13 protein-coding genes are annotated in these 16,231 nt (G+C 44.7%); 1 reads left to right on the top strand and 12 read right to left on the bottom strand.

The features are described from left to right. Position 1: 1 nt before the first annotated feature. The 4 genes from rnr to K5609_RS03900 all read right to left on the bottom strand — a co-directional run bounded on the left by rnr (position 2) and on the right by K5609_RS03900 (position 5,375). Positions 2-2,527, bottom strand: a complete 2,526-nt coding sequence (rnr, locus tag K5609_RS03915) for a ribonuclease R (RefSeq protein ID WP_221076040.1) — start codon at positions 2,525-2,527, stop codon at positions 2-4. Between the two features lie 76 nt (positions 2,528-2,603). Beyond that, positions 2,604-3,317: a tetratricopeptide repeat protein gene (locus K5609_RS03910; protein WP_221076039.1), complete on the bottom strand. Its 714-nt coding sequence runs from the start codon at positions 3,315-3,317 to the stop codon at positions 2,604-2,606. Between the two features lie 239 nt (positions 3,318-3,556). Beyond that, positions 3,557-4,486 (bottom strand): malate dehydrogenase, encoded by a 930-nt coding sequence (gene mdh, locus K5609_RS03905; RefSeq protein WP_163134782.1) that lies wholly within the window; start codon positions 4,484-4,486, stop codon positions 3,557-3,559. A gap of 181 nt (positions 4,487-4,667) precedes the next feature. Further along, positions 4,668-5,375, bottom strand: coding sequence for a transporter substrate-binding domain-containing protein (locus tag K5609_RS03900; protein WP_221076038.1), 708 nt, complete (start codon positions 5,373-5,375; stop codon positions 4,668-4,670). Between the two features lie 189 nt (positions 5,376-5,564). On the opposite strand from K5609_RS03900, the gene argR reads away from it, so the two are divergent. Then, positions 5,565-6,032: a transcriptional regulator ArgR gene (gene argR, locus K5609_RS03895; RefSeq protein ID WP_221076037.1), complete on the top strand. Its 468-nt coding sequence runs from the start codon at positions 5,565-5,567 to the stop codon at positions 6,030-6,032. Between the two features lie 23 nt (positions 6,033-6,055). Here argR and K5609_RS03890 read toward each other — a convergent pair whose 3' ends face one another. From K5609_RS03890 to acnB, 8 genes are all read right to left on the bottom strand, one after another. Then, positions 6,056-7,114, bottom strand: coding sequence for an ABC transporter ATP-binding protein (locus tag K5609_RS03890; protein WP_221076036.1), 1,059 nt, complete (start codon positions 7,112-7,114; stop codon positions 6,056-6,058). 7 nt (positions 7,115-7,121) lie between these two features. Then, positions 7,122-8,804, bottom strand: coding sequence for an ABC transporter permease (locus K5609_RS03885; RefSeq protein WP_221076035.1), 1,683 nt, complete (start codon positions 8,802-8,804; stop codon positions 7,122-7,124). Positions 8,805-8,906: 102 nt separating this feature from the next. Continuing rightward, on the bottom strand, positions 8,907-9,941 hold the full coding sequence (locus K5609_RS03880; RefSeq protein ID WP_221076034.1) for an extracellular solute-binding protein: 1,035 nt from the start codon (positions 9,939-9,941) through the stop codon (positions 8,907-8,909). Positions 9,942-10,075: 134 nt separating this feature from the next. Continuing rightward, a complete protein-coding gene (locus K5609_RS03875; protein ID WP_221076033.1) occupies positions 10,076-11,347 on the bottom strand; it encodes an ammonium transporter in 1,272 nt (423 codons plus the stop codon). Between the two features lie 45 nt (positions 11,348-11,392). After that, entirely contained in the window at positions 11,393-11,731 is a 339-nt protein-coding gene (locus tag K5609_RS03870; protein ID WP_163134777.1) for a P-II family nitrogen regulator, read from the bottom strand. Positions 11,732-12,082: 351 nt separating this feature from the next. Beyond that, on the bottom strand, positions 12,083-12,430 hold the full coding sequence (locus K5609_RS03865) for a YacL family protein (protein ID WP_221076032.1): 348 nt from the start codon (positions 12,428-12,430) through the stop codon (positions 12,083-12,085). Between the two features lie 9 nt (positions 12,431-12,439). After that, complete coding sequence (locus K5609_RS03860; RefSeq protein ID WP_221076031.1) at positions 12,440-13,258, bottom strand: winged helix-turn-helix domain-containing protein; 819 nt, start codon at positions 13,256-13,258, stop codon at positions 12,440-12,442. 238 nt (positions 13,259-13,496) lie between these two features. Further along, positions 13,497-16,094 carry a bifunctional aconitate hydratase 2/2-methylisocitrate dehydratase gene (gene acnB / locus K5609_RS03855; protein ID WP_221076030.1) on the bottom strand — a complete coding sequence of 866 codons (2,598 nt, stop codon included), beginning with the start codon at positions 16,092-16,094 and terminating at the stop codon, positions 13,497-13,499. Positions 16,095-16,231 lie beyond the last annotated feature (137 nt).

Raw genomic sequence — 16,231 nt, 5'->3', positions numbered from 1 at the left:
TTTAATTCTTCTGTTGTTTAGCAGCTGTACGCTCTTGTTTTCCAGGGCGTTGCTTGCGTTTCTTCTTAGGCTTTTTGCGCGACTTAGCACTGGCCTCATTATTCGATTTAGTCTTTTTAGCAGCGGGGTCTCGTTGCTGCCACGGGCTAAAACCACCTTTATTTTCACTCTCAGTTTGTTTGGTACTGTCACTTGCAGAGCTCGGTTTACGGCGCTTACCTTTATTCTTGCTATCTCTATGACGAGGTTTCTTTTTATCGCTACGCTTGCCTGCTTCACGCTCTTCGCCTGGCTTAGCAAAACGCTTACCACGAGCACCGTCTTTACCGCTGCGCTTAGGCCTATCGAACTCATCCGCTTGACCGTCTTTATTAACAATCACAAATTCCATTTTGCGGTCGGCCATATTCACCGAGGCCACCTTTACCGTAACGGCATCTCCAATTCTAAATCGCTTGCCGGTTTTTTCGCCTACGAGTATCTGACGAGCTGCATCATAATGATAATAGTCGCCACGTAAAGAGTTGATGTGCACTAAGCCGTCGATATGAAACTCATCTAAGCGGGCAAAAAAGCCAAAGCCAGTTACCGCGGCAATGGTGGCGGGCAGCACGGTACCTACGTGATCTTGCATGTATTCGCATTTAAGGCTGTCAGACACTTCACGAGTGGCGTCATCGGCGCGACGTTCAGTCATTGAACACACTTCACCAAACTTATCCATTTCATCATCTTGATAAGAGAAGCCGCCAGTGACCGTCCATTTATTTTTAACGGTTTTGCCAGCTGCCTCGGCGTCTAGCTTGTTCACTAAAAACTTAATCACTCGATGGAGCAATAAATCAGGATAACGACGAATTGGCGAAGTGAAGTGTGCATACGATTTAAGCGCCAAACCAAAGTGACCAATATTGTCGGGCTGATACACCGCCTGCATCATCGAGCGTAATAACATAGTTTGAATCAGCTCGAGATCAGGCCGTTCTTGAATCGCCGCTACCAGATGGAAGTAGTCACTAGGTTGCGGCTCTTCGCCTCCACCTAAAGGCAGACCTAACTCATTCAAAAAGCCTCTAAAGTTAGTTAAACGCTCTTTGCCCGGTCTGTCATGCACCCTATATAAAATGGCTTGTTGATGCTTTTCAACAAATTTGGCGGCTGCCACGTTTGCTTGAATCATGCACTCTTCAATCATTTTGTGCGCATCATTACGAGTAAGAGGAACAATCTGCTCAATTTTACGCTGGGCATTAAAGATAAAACGGGTTTCTTGGGTTTCTAGCTCAATGCCGCCTCGCTGCGCGCGGCTCACTTTTAAAGCACTGTATAAACGATGCAGCTCTTGCAGGTGCGGAACTTGCTCTGCATAGCGCTGTGCTAGCGCTTCATCACCATCAAGGATCGCTGCCACTTTATTGTAGGTAAAGCGCGCATGAGAATGCATGACCGCTTCATAAAACTTATAACCCGATAAACGCCCGGCTGCGGAGATAGTCATCTCGGCAACCATACACAAACGATCAACTTTAGGGTTAAGCGAACATAAACCGTTAGACAGCTGCTCGGGCAACATTGGGATAACTTGATCGGGGAAGTACACCGAGTTCCCTCGATTAAGGGCTTCTTTATCTAGCGCCGCATCTGGGCGCACATAATAAGACACATCAGCAATGGCTACCCATAAGCGCCAGCCTCCAGATTTTTTTGCTTCACAAAAAACTGCATCATCAAAATCTCGAGCATCTTCACCATCAATGGTGACTAATGGTAAGTCTCGTAAGTCTACGCGGTTTTGCTTAGACGCTTCATCCACTTCTTCTTCGAGTTTGCTTACAGCTTTAGTCACCGCATTTGGCCATTCGTGCGGAATATCGTGATTTCGCAGGGCGACTTGGACTTCCATGCCTGGCGCCATCTTATCACCAAGAATGTCGGTCACTTTACCCACCGCAAGTTTGGGCGCAGCAGGGCGGCTAATGACTTCAATAACCACCACTTGGCCTTGACGAGCACCGGCTGTGTCATTTTTACCAATGAGGATGTCTTGATTGATTCGAGAATCATCTGGCACAACGTAGCGGTGATTGCCTTCTACAAAAAAGCGACCAACCAATTCGAGCTTGCCTGGCTTTAATACCCGAATAACTTGACCTTCTCGGCGGCCACGTTTGTCCATGCTGGAGGGCGCAGCCAATACAAAATCATTGTGGAAAACCTTGCGCATCTCTTTAGCGGGCAGGAATAAGTCGGTTCCCTCTTGGGTGGTTTTTAAGAAACCAAAACCATCGCGGTGGCCAATAATCGTTCCGGTGACTAAACCTAAGCGCTCAGGTAAGGTGTAAGCGCCGATTCTGGTTGTGACTATGGCACCTTCATCGACTAATTCAGCAAGACTTGTAGAAAACTGACTTTGTTGTTGTTCATTACAAAGCGCTTTGAGCCAATCTTTAGACACGGGTGCCATTTCTTCGCTTAAGGCGGCGAGTAAGGTCGATTTTAGTGTGGCCGACACTGCCTGATTTTGCATTAACTAACCCACTTAGTTGAGCTATTGAAGGTCTTAACCTTCAGAATAGCTCTATGTTAATGCTTTGCGCGAGGCTTTAGTAGGGTTGGTTGCTGGCTTTAGCTTTAAGCACTACATAATCTGGCATTTTATTAGCCAGTGCGGCTAACAGTTGGCTGGCTTTTTGGTGGGTTTGTTTGTCGGCGATAATGGAATGATGTAACCAACGATAGGCATCTTCAAAGTCATAAGGGCTACCTTTGCCTTCCACATAAAGTGATACAAGACGCAGCTGCGCCGGCAAGAACCCCTGGCCTGCGGCCTCACGCAATAATGGAATGGCTTTGGCGTAATCTTGTTGTACCAAGGTGCCCGTGGCGTAGTAGCGCCCTAGTTGCTCCATCGCCGCAGCTAAACCTTGGTTGGCCGCGCGCCACATATACATAACGCCAAGCTCTGGGTTTGGGTCTACACATACTCCCCATGCCAGCATATCCCCCCATAAAAACTGGTAGGCAGGGATAGCCACCTTTTCAGCGCGCGCTTCAATATCTTCGACTAACTGACAATCATCGGCTTTCACCCGAGCAAGGTGTTGATTGTTGTTGATCCAAGTAATGAGCTCGTCTTGTTTATAGAGCTGAACCGCTTCAATATCTGAGGGACTGGTATATTCTGTAGGGTCTATGGCTTCGGCTTGCAGAGCAGGCGCATCTAATTCGTCATCTACTGACAAGGCATCAATAGATTCTGCAAAAGCTGCCGAACTGATCCCCGCAGCAAGAAGTAGTGAAATAATCTGCTTATTCATAGCCGTTCCTATCGTCTTAACACTTAAGCTATCGGCACTATGCTAAAAAACTAAAGCCACTTTTATAAGGCTAAAACTAAGCTGCTCGTCGCTTTAAGAAAATAGCGGTAGTGCGGTGCTTAATACTCTATTAATCGGAGTTTAGTTGAGGAATGCGATCGTTAGTAACCGAGTGTTGGTGAAAAGCAGGCACAAAAAAGGAGTGCACTGCACTCCTTACTAGGAACTAGAATTTATGGTTAAACAAATTCTACGCCTTTATCGATGTCACCATGTAAAGTGTCGAGCATGCCATCAATTGCGCCTTTCTCAAATGCGCTAATCTCGCCGTAAGGCAGGATTTCAGCTACACCTTGAGGACCTAAACGCACTGGTTGAGCGAAGAACTTAGCATGTTCGCTGCCGCCATCAACGTAAGCACATTCAATCACGTCTTCGCCTTGGGCAGCCTTCACTAGAGATAAACAGAAGCGCGCTGCTGCTTGACCCATAGAAAGTGTAGCACTACCGCCACCGGCTTTAGCTTCAACAACTTCAGTACCGGCGTTTTGAATGCGCGTGGTCATAGCAGCAATCTCTTCATCGGTGAATGAAATACCATCTAGCTGTGATAACAATGGCAAAATAGTTACGCCACTGTGGCCACCAATAACGTTTAAGTTAATGTCAGCTGGGTTTAAGCCTTTAGCTTCGGCAATAAAGGTCTCTGAGCGAATTACATCAAGCGTAGTAACACCAAACAATTTAGCAGGGTCATATACGCCAGCATTTTTCAATACTTCTGCAGCAATTGGCACAGTGGTATTTACTGGGTTAGTAATAATGCCGATACAGGCTTTAGGGCAAGTAACAGCTACTTTCTCGATAAGGTTTTTAACAATACCTGCGTTGATGTTGAATAGATCTGAACGATCCATACCAGGCTTACGCGCCACACCTGCAGAAATAAGAACAATGTCGGCACCTTCTAGGGCCGGGCTTGGGTCTTCGCCCGCAAATCCTTTAATGGCCACTTGTGTAGGGATGTGGCTCAAATCTACTGCAACACCTGGTGTTACTGGGGCGATGTCGTAAAGCGAAAGTTCAGAACCAGCGGGTAACTGAGTTTTTAATAGTAATGAAAGGGCTTGGCCAATTCCGCCTGCAGCACCTAATACGGCAACTTTCATCAAACTTCTCCATGCTTTTTTGTAGTTGTAGAGGGGATGTCTATAGAGACAGCTGACAAGATAACGGAATCCGCCTCAAAATACAATTTAGCAACATTTTTAAAGCAAGTTTAAAACAGAAAAAAGCTGCCTCAATCACACTTTAACAATATGGCTTAAGACCTTGGTCTAACAGTGTTTGTCAGTTAAAAAAGGATTGATATATTGTTTGGTAAGTGCCATTATTTTTTAACACTTTAAGCGCATGGTTGATTTGATTCAGCAGGTCTTCGTCTTGCTTGGAAACAGCCATCCCTAAACCACTGGCAGGATAGCTTTTATCAGCTTGAGTAACGAAGTTGGGGTGATTGGCTAACCAATAATGAGCGGCTGCTGCATCCAAAAACACCGCATCTATTTTACTTTGCTCTAAATCGTTTAAAGCTAACTGGTAACTTGGGTAGGCAATCGACAAAATGTCAGGTCGTTGCTCACGCAAAAAGCGCATAAAGCTAGACCCACTTTGTACAGCCACCACAGCGCTATCGGCGATCTCTTGCTTCGAGCCGGTAATATACACCGCCATGTTGTCAAAATAAGCATCACTAAAGTTAACCAACTGTTTGCGCTGCTCGGTGATATCGAGGGCAGAAATGGCTAAGTTGTAATGCCCTGCCGCCACACTGGTGAGCAGGCTATCAAAGGGCTGGTGATAAAACTCGCACTCTCTATTTATTTGTAGGCATATGGCTTTGGCTAGCTCAATGTCAAAACCTACCAGTTGCTTTTGCTCGTCAAAGGCTTCAAAAGGCGGGTAAGAAGCTTCGGTAACAATTCGTAAAGGCTTTTCATCAGCAAGGGCTGAGCCAAAGATTAAAACGGGAAGAAGAATGAAAAGTTTAATCCACATAATCAACTACTCATCGAGTCGGATGGGGCTATCATAATTCAGCTTAGCAAAGGCTCACAACTAATTGTTATTAAATGCAATAATAATTCTGTGTTGGAGTATGCATTTATATGCATAAAACTAGAATAAAGTTGAATTAGAGTAAAAAGTTGGCGACAATGGCAGCGGATTTATAAGCTCGGATCACCGATGAAATATAGCGATAAACAAGAACAGTTAATAAAAGCCTTTAAATCACTGTTAAAAGAGGAACGATTTGGCTCGCAAGCCGAAATAGTGACCGCCCTGCAAGAGCAAGGTTTCGAAAACATTAATCAATCGAAAGTGTCACGCATGCTAAGTAAGTTTGGTGCAGTGCGTACCCGCAACGCAAAAATGGAAATGGTTTACTGCTTACCAGCAGAATTAGGGGTGCCAACCGTTTCTAGCCAACTAAAGATCTTAGTATTAGAAATGGATTTCAATGACGCTCTCATCGTAATCCACACCAGCCCCGGCGCCGCTCAACTAATCGCGCGTTTGTTAGATTCATTAGGTAAGGCAGAAGGTATTCTTGGCACGATTGCAGGAGACGATACCATCTTCATCACCCCTACTCGCCAAGTAGCTATCGCAGATGTCTTTCAATCAGTGAAAGAACTCTTCGAAGTAGGCTAACTAAGCCCTGCCTTTATAACTCCCTAAAGCGAGGCTTTAGGGAAGACAAATGCAGCATCACCATTCACCGACAGCCATACCTTGGTGCCAGCACTCGCCTGCCAATAATCGCGCATTCGCGCATGGATAACACGCTCAGGCATATTGCTTAGTTGTAATCTAAAGTGAGTTTCGTTACCCATAGCGTGCACCGATATCACGCTTGCTTCGATGTACTCTTTGTTTTCTAGCTGATGCACAACGATGTCTTTAGCGCGCACAATTATCTCAGCCCTTTGCTGGTTATCCACACCATTCGCAGAAAAGTGGCCTAAGGGCGTGTGAACTTTATTGTCTTCAACATCCGTTTCGAAACGATTACTTGGCCCAAATAGAGCCGCAACAAAGGCGTTTTTAGGGTTATTGTAAATCTCTTGAGGGCTGGCGTTTTGCACAATTTCACCCTTTTCCATCACCACAATTTTGTCGGCAATAAACATTGCTTCTAATGGGTCATGAGTCACCATTACTGCAGGAGTATTGGTTTTCTTAAGCACATCTAGAGTTTCTTCTCGAACCTGCTGACGAAGATGCTCATCAAGTGCAGAGAAAGGTTCATCTAGCAGCAAAGTGCTAGGCTCTGGCGCTAAAGCACGAAGCAATGCAACACGTTGCTGCTGGCCGCCCGATAAAGTGTGAGGAAAGCGTTCTAACAAACCTTGCATACCCATATTATCTAAGCTTTCTTCAACCCAGCGACGTCGCGTAGCAAGATCTTGTTGTTTACGTAAACCATACTCAATATTTTTACGCACACTCATATGGGGGAACAAGGCATAGTCTTGGAACATCATGCCAATAGCGCGTTGCTCTGGCGCTAAATGAATCGCTTGCTGGGGCGCAGCCACCAAGCTGTCTTGCAAATACAGTTCGCCACTTTGCAGTCGCTCTAATCCAGCGATAAGGCGCAACAGTGTGGTTTTACCGCAGCCCGATGGCCCTAGCAACGCCACAATTTGATTGTCGCTCACTTCAATGCTGACATCTTTTAATGCCTGTTGTTCGCCGTAAAAATGATTAACTTTGCGTAAAACAATACTCATTGCAGGTTTATTGTCCTTGTGGGCGACGTTCAGAAGAACCGATATTTCGACTCATAATAATAACCGGGATAATGCCCGCCAGTAATATAGTTAATGCAGCCAAAGCGCTTTGCTCAAGCTGTTCTAAAGAGGCTAAATCCCAAACTTGGGTTGATAAGGTATCAAAATTAAATGGCCTTAGAATCAGGGTAATAGGCAGCTCTTTCATGGTATCAACAAATACCAATAACATTGCGGTAAGCACGCTTGGCCGAATTAATGGCAAATGAATACGCCAAAGGGTTTTCCCCGATCGGCTGCCAAGAATACGTGAAGCATCATCCATTTCTGGAGTGATTTTTGTAAGGCTTGCATCGAGCGTACGATAGCTTAAGGCAATAAAGCGTAACGAATAGGCTAATACCAAGGCGCCACCAGTGCCGGTGAGCAATAAGCCAGTAGGGTAATCAAACCAAGCTTTCATCAGCCTATCAACGGTATTATCAAACACCCCAAGTGGATACAAAATACCTACCGCCAGCACCGCACCTGGAATGGCATAACCCAAGGTTGCGGCCTCGGCGATACTGCGCATTTTATTGCTTTTGGATAAGCGAACCCCGTAGGCTAACAATAAGCCTAAAATAGAGGTTAGCAATGCGGCCATAATGGCCAGAGAAAAGCTGTTCCAAGCGCTGTTTAAATACTGGTCCAGACCTTGCTCTAAATTACGCAATGCATAATTAGTTAATACGGTAATCGGTAGAATAAAGCCAAGGCTAATCGGCAATAAACATAAAGCTGTTGCCAACCACGCTTTAAAGCCCGAAAGCGGTTCTGCAAACATGGTTGGAGATTGACCAGTCAACTTATAAAACTTACCAGCATTGCGGCTGTAACGTTCTAAACCCAGCAGCAAGATAGAAAAGCTCACTAGCATTAATGCTATTTGAGCGGCCGCTGACAGGCTGCTCATATTTAGCCACACATCAAAAATGCCCGCGGTTAGTGTGGGCACCGCAAAAAACTCTACCGTGCCATATTCATTAATGGTTTCCATAAGCGCTAAGGTCACCCCTACCACAATAGCAGGACGCGCTAACGGCAATGCCACTTTAAAAAAGCTCTGGGTTTGGCTTTTACCTAAACAGCGGCTCATTTCAAAAAGCTGTGCAGCTTGTTCTACAAAGGCGGCTCGCGCCAACAAGTAAACATAGGGATATAGCACTAAACTCAATACTGCAATGGCGCCTTGTATGGAGCGAATTTCTGGGAACCAGTAGTCACGAGCAGTTTGCCAACCAAACAAAGTGCGTAAGGTCTTTTGTACAAAACCTGCGTATTCGAGTTGATCGGTAATAACAAAAGCGAGAATGTAACTTGGCACCGCTAAAGGTAACAACAGCGCCCATACCAACACCGACTTAAGCGGGAAGTTAAAACGCGTGACTAACCAAGCAGCACCCGTGCCCATTAAACTGGTAAATACCGCCACGCCTAAACACAGTAGCAAAGTGTTTTTTACGTAAATCCAAAATACCGTATCAAGTAAGTGCTGCCAGATCTCTTGGTTGTCGGCCCATGAGAGCATCAAGATGGTAGCAATAGGTATAATGGCTAAGGCTGCAATGGCTAAGGCAAGCCATACCCAAGGGTCAAAGCGTAAACGAGCTAGCGAAAAAGGCGAAGTAGAATTGGCGGTAGTGCTCATAGCTTCCAAACAAAAAAAACGGCACAAAGCCGAAAAAGAATAAAGCTGACCTATGGCCAGCTTTATTAATGCTTGCTAATAGAATAGCAAGTTTAACAACCTTTACATGTCATAGCCAACACGGTCAACTAAGCGTGCTGCAGCAGCGCGTTGATCGGCCACTTCTTGTAATGAAATACGGTCGGCCTTGAAATCGCCTAGGCTTTCAATAAATTCGTCAGTTTTAATACCGCTGCGAACTGGCTCTTCGTAGTTAGCAGTGGCGTATAAACCTTGGGCTTTTTCACCTACTAAGAACTCTAACAACTTAATCGCGTTGTCTTTGTTTTTAGCCGTTTTCAATAAACCAGCACCAGAAATGTTAATGTGCTGACCACGGCCACCAATGTCTTGGTCTAGGTATACAACACGGATTTTCTCGGCCCACTCTTGTTGCTCTGGGCTCTTGGTGTTGTAGAACATTTTGCCCATGTAGTAACGGTTAGCAATTGCTAAGTCACATTGGCCTTCGAAAATCGCTTTTGCTTGAGCACGGTCGTTACCTTGAGGTTTACGCGCTAAGTTAGCTTTTAAGCCCTTTAACCAAGTTTCTGCCGCTACTTCGCCATCTTCTGCGATTACCGAAGCAATTAAACCAATGTTATAGACGTGCTTACCAGAGCGGGTACAAATGCGACCTTGCCATTTAGGATCAGCCAAATCTTTAAGCGAGTTAAGCTCACCTTCTTTCACGCGATCTTTATGTGCGTAAACCACACGTGCACGTGTAGTAAGGGCAAACCACAAGTTATCAGGGTGACGTAAGTGAGCTGGCACTACTTCATCAATAACGGGTGAGTTAACCGCTTCAAATAAACCGGCAGCGCGCACTTCTTCCAAGCGGCCAATATCAACGGTTAGTACCAAATCAGCAGGGTTGTTTTCGCCTGCCGCTTTAATCTTTTCAGCTAAACCTTTAGCAGCATGCACAACATTCACTTTAATGCCGGTTTCTTCGGTAAACGCATCAGTTAATGGTTGTAACAAGCTTTGTTGGCGGTAAGAGTATAAGTTTACTTCTTCTGCAGCTAAGGCTGGCGTGGCTACCACTAGTGAAGCCAACACGGCCACTAATGAAGAGAATACTGATTTATTCACAAATGAGTCCTTCAATATATGTTAAACGCAAATCGTTATCATTTGACTTTAGATTAACATGGGATCACATCTTTGACTATGTTTTAAAACAAAAAAAGGCCCGCTAAGCGGGCCTTTTTTATTACTTTTTAATCTTAGCTAGAAGACTTAACTGTTACGAACTCTGGGTATGCATCGATACCACAGTCAGCAATGTCCATACCGTTCATTTCTTCTTCTTCAGAAACTCGGATACCCATTACAGCTTTTAAGATGCTCCATACGATGAAGCTTGCTACGAATACCCATGCGAAGATAGTTAGTGCACCGATGATTTGGCCAGAGAAGCTTGAACCATCGTTAGTTAGTGGAACAATCAATAGACCGAACAAACCAACTACACCGTGAACTGAGATAGCACCTACTGGATCATCAATCTTAATCTTGTCGAAGAATACGATAGACGCTACTACCAATACGCCAGCTACAGCACCAAACAGAGTGGCTTGAAGCGCAGTAGGAGTAGAAGGTTCAGCAGTAATCGCTACTAGGCCAGCTAATGCGCCGTTTAGTAACATTGTTAGGTCTGCTTTACCCCAAGTTAGCTTACACACTAGTAGTGCAGCGATTGCACCAGCTGCAGCTGCAGCGTTAGTGTTTAGGAATACCATTGCTACAGAGTGAGCGTTTGAAGCATCTGCAAGTTTCAGTACAGAACCGCCGTTGAAGCCAAACCAACCCATCCATAAGATGAAAGTACCTACAGTAGCTAGCGGCATGTTAGAACCAGGAATTGGGTTAACAGAACCGTTTTTACCGTATTTACCTTTACGTGCGCCTAGTAGAAGTACACCAGACAATGCAGCAGCGGCACCAGCTAAGTGAACAATACCTGAACCCGCGAAGTCAGAGAAACCAAGGTCGCCTAGGTTGTATAGACCGAATACATCTGCACCGCCCCAAGTCCAGCTACCTTCTAGAGGGTAGATGAAACCAGTTAGCACTACAGCGAAGATTAAGAATGCCCAAAGCTTCATACGCTCAGCAACTGCACCCGAAACAATAGACATTGCAGTTGCAACGAATACTACTTGGAAGAAGAAGTCAGAAGCACCTGAGTATACGCTGCCGCCTTCAAAGCCTTCTTCAGCTTTAGAAGCTAATACGCCACCTAGGTCAAAGGCTTCGATACCTGATAAGAAGATACCGCCGTCATACATGATTGAGTAACCACATACCAAGTACATGATACAAGCGATAGAGTAAAGTGCGATGTTCTTAGTAAGAATTTCTGTGGTGTTTTTAGCGCGAACTAAACCAGCCTCTAGCATAGAGAAACCAGCGGCCATCCACATTACTAATGCGCCACACACCAAAAAGTAGAAGGTGTCGATAGCATATTGCAGTTGATAAATTTCGTTTTCCATAATTACTTCCCCGTAATCCCTGTTATAAGCTTGCTAAGGTTGCCCTTAGATAGCCTCTGCATCCATTTCGCCAGTACGAATACGTACTACGTTGCTTAAGTCGTATACAAAAATCTTACCGTCACCAATTTTGCCGGTGTAAGCTGCACTAGAAATCGCTTCAATAATGCGATCTAGATTTTCTGAGCTAGTAGCAATTTCCAGTTTTACCTTAGGTAAAAAGTCAACTTGGTACTCGGCACCACGATATAATTCGGTGTGACCTTTTTGACGACCAAAACCTTTAACTTCAGATACGGTTAAACCATCTACGCCAACTTCGGCAATGGCTTCACGCACGTCATCCAATTTGAATGGCTTGATTATCGCGCTAATTAGTTTCATTTGAGCTCCTCCAAAGAGTCATCGATTAACTTTTCTCGAATAACAAAATACAAGGCTTGTGCCAAGACAAAATTATCATTAAAAAACAACAACTTAAGCAATAAAGAATAAAATACAACAAAAAACGCCGCACCAATATGGTGCTATATTTTTTAACAACGCTCCAACATGGTTCACGCATTGGTGGTGGTATTTTTATCAGCACTAATAAAGTGCAGCTAGGGGGTAATCTGTAGCAATTTGGCGATTAACCCGCATATTAACTAGGGTTAAAGTAATGAATTGACAGAATAAAAAGAGCGGAAGAAGGGTTTAGAAGATTTCCGAGCAAGGTGCTAATTTTGCACCATGTTAATAAGTCTCGATAGAATTTAACAATTCTAGAAAATCGTCGTAGCCGCAAGCGCTATGTGCCGCATCTAAACTCATAGCCTCTTCTAGTAGGGCTTGATTCTCGGTAGCGTTGTCTTGAGATACGGCGATGGTCACTTCATCTAAGTTGGCTTCAAAACGAAACTCATCACTGTCGATATGCAGCTCTGCTAAGCCAGACAAATTTTTCAGCTGGGCGACTAAAGAAGGGATAAACTGACGATCTTTATTTAGCTCGCGCTCTAGCCACATCGAAAAACACCGATGTTCGTCACCGCAATCAATAATAAAAGCGCCGTCCAAAGAACGGCGAATCGTCAGTTCCATAGTGTCAGTCTAGTTACTTAAACAAGCAGACTGTAAGTTTACGCTAACCGCGCTATTTAACATAGTAGGAACAAGATCATAAGCGGCATTTGGCTTTAGTTTAAAGCGCATTGCTACGGCTGTTTTTATTTGCTTTTCCAATACTTCAATGTCAACAGGCTTAACGATTAAGCCTTGCACGTCCATCAATACATTAAAACCAAGCAATTGCTTAGTGGCTTCAGATGCTAAAGATAGAATAGCGATATCAGAGCTAGCCAAAGTTTGGCCAGTTCGAATTGCCTTAATTAGCTTTAAGCCTTCGGCATTGGCTAATTCGGTGTCGATGATCACAGCCTGGAACTCGTTGCTCATTAGTCGCTCATGCAGCAAACCAGCATTAGAGAACATTTCTAACTGTTTTAACTCGCCATCGGCCTTCAGGTTTTGAATTTTCTGGCAGGTCTCAGCATCACTTAATAACAAGGCTTTTGCTTGATTTTGAACCAGCTCCGGTTTTACTCGGTTGGGCTGAGCGACTGCTTCACATCTTGCTATATAGCCCTTTTTGGGAATGGTAGCGATGGTGAGATCAGTATTGTTCAAAGTAGTGATTACTTTTCGTAACTGAGATATATGCTGATTAATTGTATGGTCTGAGACACTACGTCCCCACACAGCATCAGACAAGTCGTCTCTCCCCACAACTTGATTGACATGTTTACACAAATATCCCAACAAATGGGTTCTTAATGGTCCCAAATAGGCACTTTTATCCTTAAACGTAATACTATTTTGGCTCATATCTACGGCCAACGGGCCAACTACTACAACATCATTAAAGGACATATTGTCTTCCAACTGCAAGCGAATGAGCTAGTAAATCTAGCGGGCTCCTTTATACCAGTAAATGCTAAAATTATCCATATTTCGCAGCACATAATAACGCATATTATATTTATTTTATAATAAAATGTTCATAATTTTACTTATTTAGGCGTATATATAGTATCACCTCAGTGTGTTACTTGGCTATTGTGCAAAAAAAAACGCAGCCAAAGCTGCGTTTTTGATGCGGTGTGAAAATCTACACGGCGGCTTGAATAATCACCTCATCAGCCACTTTAGTGTAATCAGTGATTTCATCGAAGTTGAGGTAACGATAAGTATCAGCTGCGGTAGCATCAATTTGCTTAGCGTACTCAAGGTACTCCTCTGGAGTAGGTAACTTACCTAAAATTGCCGATACAGCAGCTAGCTCAGCAGAAGCCAAGTAAACATTAGCGCCGGTACCTAAACGGTTAGGGAAGTTACGGGTAGAAGTAGAGACTACCGTTGAGTTATCTGCCACACGTGCTTGGTTACCCATACACAAAGAACAACCAGGGATCTCGGTGCGTGCACCAACACGACCGTAAATACCATAATAACCTTCTTCGGTAAGTTGTTTTTGGTCCATACGAGTAGGAGGAGCAACCCACATACGTGTTGGCAATGAGCCAGTATGCTTGTCGAGCAATTTACCTGCTGCACGGAAGTGACCAATGTTAGTCATACACGAACCTAAGAACACTTCATCAATGTTCTGGCCGGCAACTTCAGATAGCAAACGTGCATCATCTGGGTCATTTGGCGCACACAATACTGGCTCGTTAATATCAGCCAAATCAATCTCAATGATCTCTTTGTATTCTGCGTCTTTATCCGCTTCCATTAACTCAGGGCTAGCGATCCACTCTTGCATAGCAGTGATACGACGTTCGATAGTACGACGGTCGCCATAACCTTCAGCAATCATCCACTTAAGCATCACAATGTTTGAGTTTAAGTACTCAATGATTGGGGCTTTGCCAAGCTTGATGGTACACCCTGCAGCACTACGTTCAGCAGAAGCATCCGACAATTCAAACGCTTGCTCAACTTTTAGCTCTTCTAAGCCTTCAATTTCTAAGATACGACCTGAGAAGATGTTTTTCTTACCTTTCTTCTCAACCGTTAATAGGCCACGCTGAATGGCGGCATACGGAATAGCATGCACCAAGTCACGCAGGGTAATACCCGGCTTCATTTCACCTTTAAAGCGAACCAAAATTGACTCTGGCATATCCAATGGCATTACACCCGTTGCAGCAGCAAATGCCACTAAGCCAGAACCAGCTGGGAAGGAAATACCAATTGGGAAACGGGTATGTGAATCACCACCGGTACCCACAGTATCTGGCAATAGCATACGGTTTAACCAAGAGTGAATAACACCGTCACCTGGGCGCAGTGATACACCGCCACGGTTCATGATGAAATCCGGAAGTGTGTGGTGAGTAGTCACATCTACTGGTTTAGGGTAAGCAGCGGTATGACAGAATGACTGCATGGTTAGGTCAGCAGAGAAGCCCAAACAGGCTAAATCTTTCAACTCATCACGGGTCATTGGCCCAGTAGTATCTTGCGAGCCCACTGTCGTCATCTTCGGCTCACAGTATTGGCCAGGGCGAATACCGTCTACGCCACAAGCTTTACCCACCATTTTCTGGGCAAGGGTGAAACCTTTAGATGAAGCAGCTACGTCTTGAGGACGCTTAAATACTTCTGAAGGCTCAAGGCCTAATGAGATACGAGCACGGTCAGTTAAACCACGGCCAATAATTAGAGGTATACGGCCACCAGCGCGAACTTCATCAAGCAATACGTCGGTTTTTAGCTCAAAGGTTGAGATAACTTCATCAGTACCTGATTTTTTCACTTCGCCAGTGAATGGGTAAATGTCGATAACATCGCCCATGCCAAGTTTTTCTACGTCTAGCTCAATAGGTAATGCGCCAGCATCTTCCATGGTATTAAAGAAGATTGGTGCGATTTTTCCGCCTAAACAGAAGCCGCCGCCACGTTTGTTTGGTACGTACGGAATATCATCACCCATCAGCCACAACACAGAGTTAGTAGCTGATTTACGCGAAGAACCGGTACCTACAACGTCACCCACGTACACTAGCGGATGGCCTTTCTCTTTCAGGGCTTCGACTTGCTTCATTGGGCCAATTGAACCCGCTTGATCCGGTTCAATACCTTCTCGGGCATTCTTTAGCATTGCTAATGCATGCAATGGAATGTCTGGGCGAGACCATGCATCTGGTGCTGGAGATAAGTCATCGGTGTTAGTTTCACCGGTTACTTTGAAAACAGTAAGTGTTGATTTTTCGGCAAGCTCAGGACGGTTTAAGAACCACTCTGCATCAGCCCAACTTTGCATCACTTGTTGTGCAAAGTTATTGCCTGCTTTGGCTTTTTCTTCCACGTCGTGAAAAGAATCAAACATCAATAATGTGTGTGACAAGGCTTTAGCGGCAATAGGCGCTAACTCAGCGTTGTCGAGTAATGAAATGAGGGGTTCAATATTGTAACCACCTTGCATAGTACCCAACAGTTCTGTGGCATACGCGGTAGAAACAATAGGAGAGCTTACTTCTCCAGCTGCTACAGCAGCAAGAAAACCGGCTTTTACATAAGCGGCTTCATCTACACCAGGTGGAATGCGGTTTGCTAACAAATCAAGTAGAAACGCTTCTTCACCGGCTGGCGGAGCTTTTAATAACTCTACTAATCCTGCGGTTTGTTCAGCATCGAGGGGTTTAGGTACAATACCTTCAACAGCACGCTCTTCGACGTGTTTGCGGTAGCTTTCTAGCACGGCTCGCTCCTTATTGTAATAATGCCCGTAGGGGGATATCCATATATATGGGCCAGAGGTTTGCTGGCCACATGGGGCTGAGATTATAGCCGTTTTAACTATAAATTAAAATATCGACGTTTCAGCTAAGCCAAGCA

This window comes from Agarivorans aestuarii (assembly GCF_019670125.1).
Classification (GTDB): Bacteria; Pseudomonadota; Gammaproteobacteria; order Enterobacterales; family Celerinatantimonadaceae; genus Agarivorans; species Agarivorans aestuarii.
The sequence above is the reverse complement of the archived record's forward strand: the minus strand, read 5'-3'. Positions and strand labels throughout refer to the sequence as shown.

Excerpts from the sequence above, each read along its gene's own strand:
- rnr (WP_221076040.1), bottom strand. The coding sequence starts at position 2,527 with ATGCAAAATCAGGCAGTGTCGGCCACACTAAAATCGACCTTACTCGCC.
- K5609_RS03910 (WP_221076039.1), bottom strand. The coding sequence starts at position 3,317 with ATGAATAAGCAGATTATTTCACTACTTCTTGCTGCGGGGATCAGTTCG.
- mdh (WP_163134782.1), bottom strand. The coding sequence starts at position 4,486 with ATGAAAGTTGCCGTATTAGGTGCTGCAGGCGGAATTGGCCAAGCCCTT.
- K5609_RS03900 (WP_221076038.1), bottom strand. The coding sequence starts at position 5,375 with ATGTGGATTAAACTTTTCATTCTTCTTCCCGTTTTAATCTTTGGCTCA.
- argR (WP_221076037.1), top strand. The coding sequence starts at position 5,565 with ATGAAATATAGCGATAAACAAGAACAGTTAATAAAAGCCTTTAAATCA.
- K5609_RS03890 (WP_221076036.1), bottom strand. The coding sequence starts at position 7,114 with ATGAGTATTGTTTTACGCAAAGTTAATCATTTTTACGGCGAACAACAG.
- K5609_RS03885 (WP_221076035.1), bottom strand. The coding sequence starts at position 8,804 with ATGAGCACTACCGCCAATTCTACTTCGCCTTTTTCGCTAGCTCGTTTA.
- K5609_RS03875 (WP_221076033.1), bottom strand. The coding sequence starts at position 11,347 with ATGGAAAACGAAATTTATCAACTGCAATATGCTATCGACACCTTCTAC.
- K5609_RS03870 (WP_163134777.1), bottom strand. The coding sequence starts at position 11,731 with ATGAAACTAATTAGCGCGATAATCAAGCCATTCAAATTGGATGACGTG.
- K5609_RS03865 (WP_221076032.1), bottom strand. The coding sequence starts at position 12,430 with ATGGAACTGACGATTCGCCGTTCTTTGGACGGCGCTTTTATTATTGAT.
- K5609_RS03860 (WP_221076031.1), bottom strand. The coding sequence starts at position 13,258 with ATGTCCTTTAATGATGTTGTAGTAGTTGGCCCGTTGGCCGTAGATATG.